Annotated in this window: 1 protein-coding gene; it reads right to left on the bottom strand. The window is 72.2% G+C overall.

Annotation, left to right across the window (positions count from 1 at the left end):
* Positions 1–9,819: hypothetical protein (locus D455_RS34355; protein WP_040685191.1), on the bottom strand; the 9,819-nt coding region annotated here is incomplete at both ends.

Raw genomic sequence — 9,819 nt, 5'->3', positions numbered from 1 at the left:
TCCCCCCCGCCGTTGCCCCGCCCGTCGTCGTTGCGGCCGGACCGGCGGTTCCCCGGCTGATCGGCGTCCACGATCACGGGGGCGGCCATGAAGTCGGTCAACGAGGCGGGCAGCGGGTGGTCGAAACCGGACTTGGGGTTGAGGAAGCCGAGGGGACCGTTCCCGTCGCCGGAGTACTTGGGGTCCAGGACGCTGAGGGCGTGGTCGTCCCGTTCCCACAGGGGCGTGAACGGCGGTTCGTCGAACAGGGAGTGTGAGGGCTGGTCCTCCACCAACGTGTCGGGGTCGTCGTACAGGGACATGTCGTCGTCATCGGGGACCAGGTCAGGAACCGGCTCCGTGTCCGGGGCCGGGTGGCGCTGGGTCGGGTTTCCGCTGTCGCGGGAACTCCCGCCGTCCTGACCGTCCTCCTTCGGGGAACGGCCGTCGTCCCCCTCCGCCTCGCGGTCCCCACCGTTCCGCTCAGAGCGGTGCCTGCCGCCGGAACCGTCCCCGTCGCCGGACCGGTCGCCGCCACCGCTGCCGGATCGGTCTCCGCCGGGGGCGTTGCCCGGGTCGTTCCCGTCGTCCTCGTCCCCGTCCCCGCGCGTGTTCTTGCCTGCGGAGGCGTTCTCGGCGTCGTCCCCCTCGTCCTCGGAGCCGCTCTCGGCGCCGTCCTCGTCCTCCGTGTTCTCCGCTGCGTTCCCACCCTCCGGTCCGGGGCCCGCGGTCTTCCGGACCCCGCCGTCGTCCTCGGCCGGAACGGGGACGTCCGTCGTCTCCCCCTCGGAGGAGGAACCGTCGGCGTCGTACCCCTCCCGGTCGGGGGAGCCGTTCAGGGCGTGATCGAAGAACGCGGCCAGGTCGGACTCCGGGGCCGAGAGCGTCGACGGCTGTTCCGCGGAGGGCGGGGGTTCCTGCTGGGACGGGACGTCCCCGCCCTCCTGACGCTGGGGGTCCTCTTCCGGGATGGTGTCGAGGGAGGGAGCTCTCGCGGTCCGTGGACGGGGACGGGGCGCGGGGGTGTTCCGCCGGGACGCCTCGGTGGTCTCGGTGTTGGCGGGGCCGGCGGTGGGTTTCTCGCCGGTCTCGCTCGGGGCGAGGGACGGGGACGGCGCGTCGGACGTGTTCCGCGTCCGCGTGTCCTGCTCGGAAGCCCTGCCCCGCCCGGAAACGGGGTCGCCCTCCCCGGACTCCGCGACTGGGGTGCCACCGTCGTCGTCGGAGGAGGTGTCGCTCTCCGGCAGGGGAACCGCGGCGGCCTCCGGGACGGGGGACCCGGACGCGCCGTCCGCGCCGTGTACGGGTGCCACGAGCCCGTCCTCGCCGTCCGGGGAGACACCGTGGTCCTCCTGGTCGCTGACCCCGTACAGGTCCTCCGAACCGTCGGTCTCGTACCCGGAGGGGGAGCTGGCGGTGTGCCGCGGGTCGGAGGACGGGAGCGGTACGGTGTCGCTCTCCCCGGAGTGCCTGCTCGGGTGGCGCGCCGGGTGGAAGCCGTCTGAGCCGTCTGAACCGCCCGGGTCCTCGGAACCGGACCCGGGCGCCCACTGGTCGTCGGAGTCGGAGGTGTCACCTCCTCCGTCCAGGGAGACGCCGAAGTTCTCACCCAGCCTGTCCCGCAGGGCCTGACCGCTGTCACCAGCACCCCGATCAGCCGGGGGAGCGGGAGCGGCGGCCTCGGGGGAGACGGAGGGGCCACCGGACCCGGACCCGGTGACCGTGCGCACGGGTGCCTTGCCCTTGCCGTCGCCGGAGGACGTGCCCGTCGTGTCCGCCGTCCCCGATGTCCCCGTCGTGTCCGGCGCGCTCTCGGTGCGCGGCGGCTGCACGGGAGGGGTGTCGACGAGTGCCCGGCGCAGGTCGCGCAGGGCGTCGGACCACTCCCGCAACGCCGTGTCGAAGGCGTCCCGGCTCGTGTCGTGGGCCCGTCGCAGCCGGTCGTACTCCTCCCGGGCCTGCCGGGCGCCCTCCGCCCCTACGTCACCCGGGTCGGTCTGGGACCCTCCGGTCGCGCCGTCCCGGTTCGTACCCTCCCCCCGGTCGGCGTCCAGCGCGTTTCGGGTGTCGACGACCCTCCTGGCGGCCTTGTCCAGGGGTTCGCGCGCGTCGAGGTAGTCCTTCTCCGCCTCGGCCAGCGCGTCCTGGGCCTCGGTGAACCGGTCGGTCAGCGGTTTGAGGTGATCGACGCCGTCGGGGGCGATCACGCCCAGCCTGACCGCGTCGCCGTGGGAGATCCAGGTGGTGACCTTGGTGTCCACCTCACCGCGTTGCCACCGGGAGGGCCGTTCCCGGGGGGAGCCCTCCCCGGTCTGCCTGCCGAACACCCGGCGCACCTGGTCCACGGTGGCCCGTCCCAGGTCCGCGCTCTTGTGGCCGACCTGCTTCGCCGCGCGCTTGTACCAGGCTCCGCGCAGCTCCGTCCTGGCGCCGATGGCCCACGTGGTGTCGAACTCCACGAGGTAGCCGGGACCGGTCCGCGTGCGCTTCGCCCGGGAGGGGCCCTTGGCGTCGGTGCTCTCGGAGGCGGTGCCCCCGACGGTCGTGCTGTCCGCCAGGCCGGACGAACCGACGTGCCTGCCCGTGGGCATGTCGGCGCCGGCCTGTCCGGCGGGTCTGCCGTCCAGGCTTCCGGCCAGCGAGTTCGACGTGTTGTGTGTGGAGGTGAACGTCTGCTCGGACTCGTGGGAGTCGCTCAGGCGCACGTCGGGGTTGTAGTCGATCACCCGTGCGGACCGCGGGTCGGGCAGCGCCCTGACGTTCCACCGGCTCCGGCCCATACGGATCATGTCGGACCCTCCGGGTTCGAGGGACCGCAGGAAGAGGGACTTGAGGGCGAGCGGGTTGAGGCTGTGGTCGATGGCGTTGTTGCGGACGTTCACCCCGATCTTGTCCGCGACGTGCGCGCGGGCGTCCGCGACCGCCTCGGCGGTGTAGCGCCCCTCGTCGACGGAGCCGGGCGGCGGCGACCAGCCGAGCGACCGGGCCACCACGACGTGTGCTGTGTCGCGGGGGTCCTGGCCCACGGGGGTGACCGAGGTGGGCAGGAGCACGGCGTCCCGGACGTCGGGGTCCCCGTCCCGGTTCCTGCTCTCCGCCCAGTTCCGCATCATCTCCCCGAAGGACGCGTACGTGTCCGAGGAGGGGTTCTCCGGCGGCGGGGGAGACGGCGTCCGCTCGGCGCGCCGACCGTCGACGCGCTGGGTGCCGTCGCCGTTCGAGGCGGTCCGGGGGTCGGCGGCCGGGCCCGGCCGCCGCGCGGATCCGTCACCCTCGTGTCGCGGGCCGCCGTTCCCCGAGGTGTCCGGGGAGCCGTCCGCTCCGTCCCCGGTACGGGGCAGGTCGATGGAGAAGGCCGGGTAGAGGACCCTGACCGTGCCCGAGTCCCCCCTGCCCCGGAAACCGCGCTGTTCGTCCTCGTCCAGGTTCTCCCAGGCCAGGGTGTTGGAGAAGCCCTGGTGCTCGGAGATCTCCAGGTCGATGGTGAGTTCGCTGTCCATGGACACGTTGGCGTAGGGGGTGTCCGTCGACATCTCCACGGAACGCGTGCCCGAGTCCTTGACGGAGGTCGCCTCGCCGTGCGCCCGCGACGCGGACTGACCGGCGGACAGGTTCATCGCCGTGGGGCGGCTGGTCGGATCCTGGCCCGACGGCTGGTCTCCACCGGAGTAGGGCAGCGGTGGGACGACCGCGTCCTGTAGCCCCGCCGTGGTGCTGCTGGACCTGCCCTGTTCCCCGGTGTGCCCGGACTCCAGGGTCTGCCGCTGCGTGAACTGGGCCCTGCCGCCGACGTAGTCGATCCTCGGGTTGCGTGTGTCGAGCCTCAGGTTGACCTTGGCCTCGAAGGAGACCGCCGTGGTCGACGTGGTGTTTCCCTTGAGGATCGAGTGTCCGATGGGTTTGACCTTCACCGGCAGAGGGGGACCGTTGTTGGGGCGCAACCCCCGGTAGGAGGTGAGCGCGTGCAGGATCTCCTTCCGGCTGTTCCTGGTCAGCTCCCATCCCGACCTGGCGAGCCTGTCGGTGAGGTCCCTGAGGGCCCTGTCCGCTGAGGGCGGCCTCATCAGCTTCCCGGAGTCCTCCGCACCCGGACGTACACGCACGTGTTCGGGATGCCTCGGCTCGCGCTGCGGGGCGAGGGACAGGGTGCCGTCGTCCCCCTCCACGACCCTGTCCTCCACCAGCCCCGACTGCTGGGCGTCGCGAACGTGGACCAGCCCCTGGGCGAGGTCGTGGAGACGGGCCTGCATGCCGCGGAAGCGCAGGGTGTGCGGGAACGGCGGTCCGTAACGCCAGTTCCTGGAGAACTCGACGGCCTGTTTGATGACACCCGACGCGTTGAACCTGTACGACTTGTGGATCCCGGGCTTGAACTCGACCGTCTCCGAGAACTTCTGCGAGGGAGTGTCGCTGACGGACCAGTCGTAGACGCTCCTGCCCAGGGCGGGACCGGCGTGTAGCCGCGGGTCCGTGGCGGAGTTGGGAGCGCCGGAGTGTTCGGCGCCCCCCGCCGTCGGTTCCATCGGGTTGGGGTTGTACCTGCCGGCGCCCCCGCCCCGGACGTTGACGTCGTCCTTCGTCGACGTCGTGGTGGACACGTCCAGGCTGGTCGTGTCCTTCCAGCTCAGCGCCGCGTCGGACTGCTCCAGGCTGGTGACCTCGTCGACGTCGTACCGGGTCGCCGACTCGGTGCGCAGGTTGTGGCCGGAACGCAGGCCGCCGCTCTGATCGGTGTGCGTGCGCAGGCCGCTGGAGGCGTGCACCGCCGGGTTGTTGCGCAGGCCGTCCTCGGAGAGGGCGTTCTCCGGGTACTGCTTGCTCCCCTCGGACCTGGTCAGGAGATCACGCAGTTTGCGCAGGTTACGTTCGAACTGGAGGAGGCGCGGTCCGTCGCCGGTCCCGTCCGTGTCCCAGGGGGCGTGTTTGAGGAAGTGCCCGTAGTACGCCTCGACCAGGCTGTTCACGTGACCGTCCTCGGTCGTGAACCGGGTGGTCAGGTGCTGGTACGTGGGTCCCAGGGACCGGATGACGTCCGCCTGCCGCTGTCCCTTCGTCCGCTGGTCGGCGGGGTCGTCCCGGTCGGACGGGTCCCGGGCGTCGTCGGCCCCGACGGTGGGGCCCCGACCGGTGTCGGCACCGGTGGTGCCCGTCCGGTCGATGCGGTCCGTCCGGGGGGACCGGTGGGTCCGGTCGTCCTGCCTCCGCTCGCCGCCGGTGCCGTCCGTCCCCGTGTGGAAACGGTCCGCCAACCGCCTCGTCGCGCGTACCAGCCCTCCCGGGCGCTGGCGGACGTTCTCCGGGACCGCCGTGGTGAGGCCCTGGATCATCCCCCTGGCTTCGGAGGTGTCCATCGTCGAGATCTCGACGACCTCGGGGCCGCCGGGGGGCCGGTTCCCGCCCGTACCCGGACCGGTTCCCCGGGTGCCCGTCCGGTCGCCGCCCCGCGCGCTCCCGTTCGCGGGGCGCCCGCCGTTCCCGGTGGCGTCGCCGTCCCGCTCCGCGGGCGGGTTCTGGTTCTGCGGCGTGTGCTGGCGCTGGTCCCGCGGTTCCGGTGCGGTCTGGGTGGAACCGGAGGTGTCCGGCGCCCGGTCGTCGCCGGTGCCGGAGGTGGTCCCGGGCGCGTCCGCCGTGAAACGTGCCTCGATGGGGTCGAACAGGTTGATGCCGCGTTCGGACACCGGCTTGGTGGACGCGCCGGGCTTGGCCATGCCGATGTCGTCGTGTTCGTACAGCCTGGCCGAGATCGTCGCGGTGGCGATCCACGTGCGGGAGCCCTCCGGGTGGAGGACGCCGTGCTCGCTCTTGACCTTGGTGCCCAGGTTCCGTGAGTCCGACTTCGTCCTGGTCCACGTGGTGGACGCCGACGCCATGCCCGACCGGGGCGGGTACTGGTTCGCGTCCGCCGTGTCGGTGGGGCGGGTGTAGAAACCGGTCGACCCCTTGGCCGTGCCGCGGTCCTGGGTACCGGTGCCGGTGTCGTACTTGGACGCGCCGCCGTACTCGAAGGAGATCCCCCTCGTACCGTCCCCGCCGTCGCCGTCCCCGCCGCGCCGCACGCCGGAGAACTCGGCCCGGATGCGGACGGTGCTGATCGGGGGCCGTGTGAGGTAGGTTCCGGTCGCCTTGTCCGAGGAGGGGTCCAGCCGCGCGGTCTCGATCAGGTGGACGGTGATCCCGTTCGTCCTCAGGTCGTCGATGCCGCCGTGGAAACCGGCCTCGGAGATCGCCTTCCTGATCTGCGCGGTGTTGTGTGCGGCGACCTCCTCGTCACGGCTGAACGGCCGGTGCCCGCGCAACACCTGTGCGAGGTTGCGCCGTTCCCCGCCCGGGGGACGGTTGAAGTCCTCGGAGCCACTGGTGATGTCGGGCAGCACCAGGCCGGGGCGCTCCTTGTGGATACCGGCCAGTACCTGGTGCAGGATCTGGTCGTAGATGGTGCGCTGGGGGCCGCCGTCCCGGCTGTCGTGGAGGCCGCCGTTCGGCCAGGTGAAGTTCCTCGGCACGATGTCGCCGGGGAGGGCGGTGCGGTTCTCCGTCGTCCGGTCGCGCTGGGAGCCCCGCGTTTCCGGACCTTCTACGCCCGCACGCCGGGCCTCGCCGGGGTCGGTGGCCCGGGTGCTCCGGCCGGGGGCGGGGGCGGAGCCGTCCCGCTTCTGGGAGGTGCCGCCCCTTCCGCTGTGTGAGTCGTCGGGTGCCGCGCTCTGACCGGTGGAGGCGTCCCCGTCCCGCGGGTCCGGAGGTGTCCGTCCGCTGATGGCCCACGCGTCCGCGTCGGTGAGGACCTCGAAGCCGGTGCCCGTGAGCCTGTGCGCCCGCCGCTCCCCCTGGAAGTGCACGTAGTAGTTGCGGGTGACCTCGTAGACGCCCGACCCGTCCTTGACGGTGGAGGTGCGTTTGACCGATCCCGAGTCGGTGTCCGTGCTCTCCTGCGTCGAGCGGTGCCTTCCACCGCCCTCACCGGTCACGATGTCGAACCGGGCCTTGTGGTCCGTTCCGGGGAGTCCGGCGTCGATGCCGACACCGCCACCAGCGGTTCCACCGCTGACCCTGTGCTTCTGGAGGGAGTCCGAGGCCTCGTGTTCGGACTTGCTGGACCGGCTCTGGTCGCCTCCGGGCACGTTCGACGGTCGGGCGACGTAGGAGACCGGGACGCTCCTGATCGTCACGGTCCGGGTCTCGCCCGAGGGACCGGTCAGGGAGATGCCGAACTCCCCCTGGGTCGACCTGGGCAGGATCCTGCGCATCGCCTCGTCGGAGAACGCCTTCCTCGTCTGGTCATGGAAATGCTCCAGGAGCTGTTGCCGCCGTTCCCTGACGAAGCGGGGACGCAGGTGGGGGGCGATGCGCCCGAACAACCCCGGGTCGGGTTCGGGCGGCACCATCTTCTCGGCCACCCAGTCGGCCAGGGAGGGGATGTCGCGGGTCTCCCGACCGTTCTCCCCCCTGATCTCACGGAACCCTCCCACACTGATGGGCTGCCCGTTGGCCACGTAGGGGTGCGGCCTCCTGGCGGGGGGAGTGGTGCCCGTCCCGTCGGAACCGTCGTCCAGGGGGTCGGACAGGGTGATCGACGCGGGGCCCCTGTGCTCCGTGACCCTGCCGGGAAGGACCAGGGCGAGCCCGTTGGACGAGTACGTGCTCCGATGGATCCGGGGGTTCGCGTCGACCGCGTCCTCCTCCCCCGGCCGGGTGCTTTCCGTCCTGGAAGCGGGTGAGTCGGGAGACGGTGTCCCGTCCTGTGCGGCGGGGGCCTCACCCGTCGGGGGCGTCGTCCGCTCCAGGGTGAGGTCGATGCCCAGGTCGGCGGCGTAGACCTCCGGAGCGCCCGTGGCCTCGTAGCCCAGGGCCGAGTCGAAGGTGACGGTCGTGGTCTCCGCGGTCTGGCGCTGGCGTGTCCCGCCGGTGAAGCTGAAGATCGCGCGCGGTCCGATGTCGCCGACGCCGATCGTGCCGAGCAACAGCGGCGACAGGGTGAAACCGAGGTTGAAGGCCTTGTTGCCGCCGTGGCCGCCGCTGCCCGCGAACGAGGCGCTGCCCCCCACCTCGTCGGACACCGTGGTCTGGGGTGACCGCGCGTCCGGGAGCGCCCGCGTGGGGGCGTGGTAGAAGTTTCCTTCCGGCAGGGACAGCCTCACCCGCGCCCTCCAGACGGAGCCGTCCGTTCCCCTGACCTCGGTGGAGAATCCGTCGGACGTGAAGAAGGCGGACATGTCCCTGTTCTGCTGGGCGGAGATCTCGTCACGGACCCCGTCGCGCACGCCGCCGGGGGCGGTCACGCCGTCGTCGCCGAGCGTCCTGTCCACGAACGCGTCGAGGTGCTGGGCGTGGACCATGCTGGCGTTCACCAGGGACGAGGTGAGGAGGTAGCCGATGTCGTGGGGCGTGCGGCGGTCCGGTGTCACCGAACCCTCGTAGTCGGGGTCCGGTGCGGGCTGGGGGTCGTCGGTCGGAGGAGGGGCCTGGCCGGTGGCTTCATCGTCGTCCTGCTCCCGGTCCTCCTTCCCGTCCGTCGGGGACTCCCCCGGGTCGGACGCGTCGTCGTCCGCCTGATCGTCGTCCTGGCCGTCCTCGTTGCTCCCGTCGTTCCCATCCGATCCGTCGCCGTCCTCGTCCCCGGAACGGTCCCGGTCGTCGTCCGTCCCCTCCTCGCCGTCCCCGGAGCCTTCGTCGTCGCCGGAATGACGGCCACCGCTCTCCTCGTCCGAGTGGCTGCCGTCGGGCTGGTTCCGGTCGCCGCCCCGGGAACCGTCCCCGCCCCGCGCGCCGGGCCGTTCTCCGCCCTCGTCGACGGGGGTGTTCTCGACGCCCTCCGTGCGCGGTGGCGGCGCGCTCTCCGACCTGGGGCCGGTGCCGCGCCGGTCGTCCTCCGACACGGTCCGGTGTTCGGGGGCGGGCGCGGAGCTGGAGCGTCCCCGACGTTCGTCCGTTGGCGCGCCCGAATCCTCCTGACCGGCGCGGCCGGGCGGTGCGGTCTCCGTCCGCGGTGTGCTTTCGGCGGAGGTGCGCACACCGTCGCCGTCGTGGCTCGACCCCCGGGCGGGCGAGTCCGGTGTGCTGATGTCCTCGGTGCGCTGGGGGGAACGCGTACCGCCGTCCCGTTCGGAGGGCGCTGAGCGCTGGCCGCCGTCGGCCCCCGTGTTCCGCGGCGTGGTCGTGGGCGGTTGCTGACCGGGGGAGGGCGGGGTGGTCTGGCTGGCCGGAGGCGCGGTGTCGACGGGAGCGGGGCGGCCGGTCGCGTCCGTGGCGTCGTGGTCCCCGGCTCCTCCCGGGTTCGGGACGGTTGGTTCGGTGTTGGGCGGTGCGTCTGTGGCGGGGGCGTTGGGGACGATGGCGTTGAGGAAGTTGACGGTCAGGGGTCCGTCGTTCATGCCGGGGAGGAAGGGGTGGTCGCCGGACTTGGGGTTGAGGGGGTCCGGGCCCAGGGGGTCGTCGTGCAGGCCGGGGGTGTGGGGGTGGGGTTTCTCGTCCGGTTTTTCGGTGGTGGTGTCCTGTTGGGTGGCGGTTTCGTCGGTGTCGAACAGGGAGATCTCGTCGTCGGTGTCGTGGGGGGAGGAGTCTTCGTCCTGGTCGAAGACGGACGAGACGTCGCTGTCGTGGTCGGAGGAGGAGTCGCTGTCGTACGGGGACTCCCCGTCGTCCGGTGGGAAGAGGGCGTCCTCGTCGTCGTCGCGGTCCGCGTTCCGGTCGCCGGACGCGCTGGCGGGGTTCCCGTCGCGTTCCGGAAACCGGTTGTTCCCCTGGTCGGAGCCGTCGTCCCCGCTCCCCCGCACGTCGTCGTCACCGACGTGGCCGTCGTTCCGGCCGTTGGTGTTCTCGGTTTGGGTTTGGGTTGGTGGTGGG

Source organism: Nocardiopsis halotolerans DSM 44410, assembly GCF_000341065.1.
GTDB classification, from domain to species: Bacteria; Actinomycetota; Actinomycetes; order Streptosporangiales; family Streptosporangiaceae; genus Nocardiopsis; species Nocardiopsis halotolerans.
This window is presented reverse-complemented; position numbering and strand designations above follow the sequence as displayed.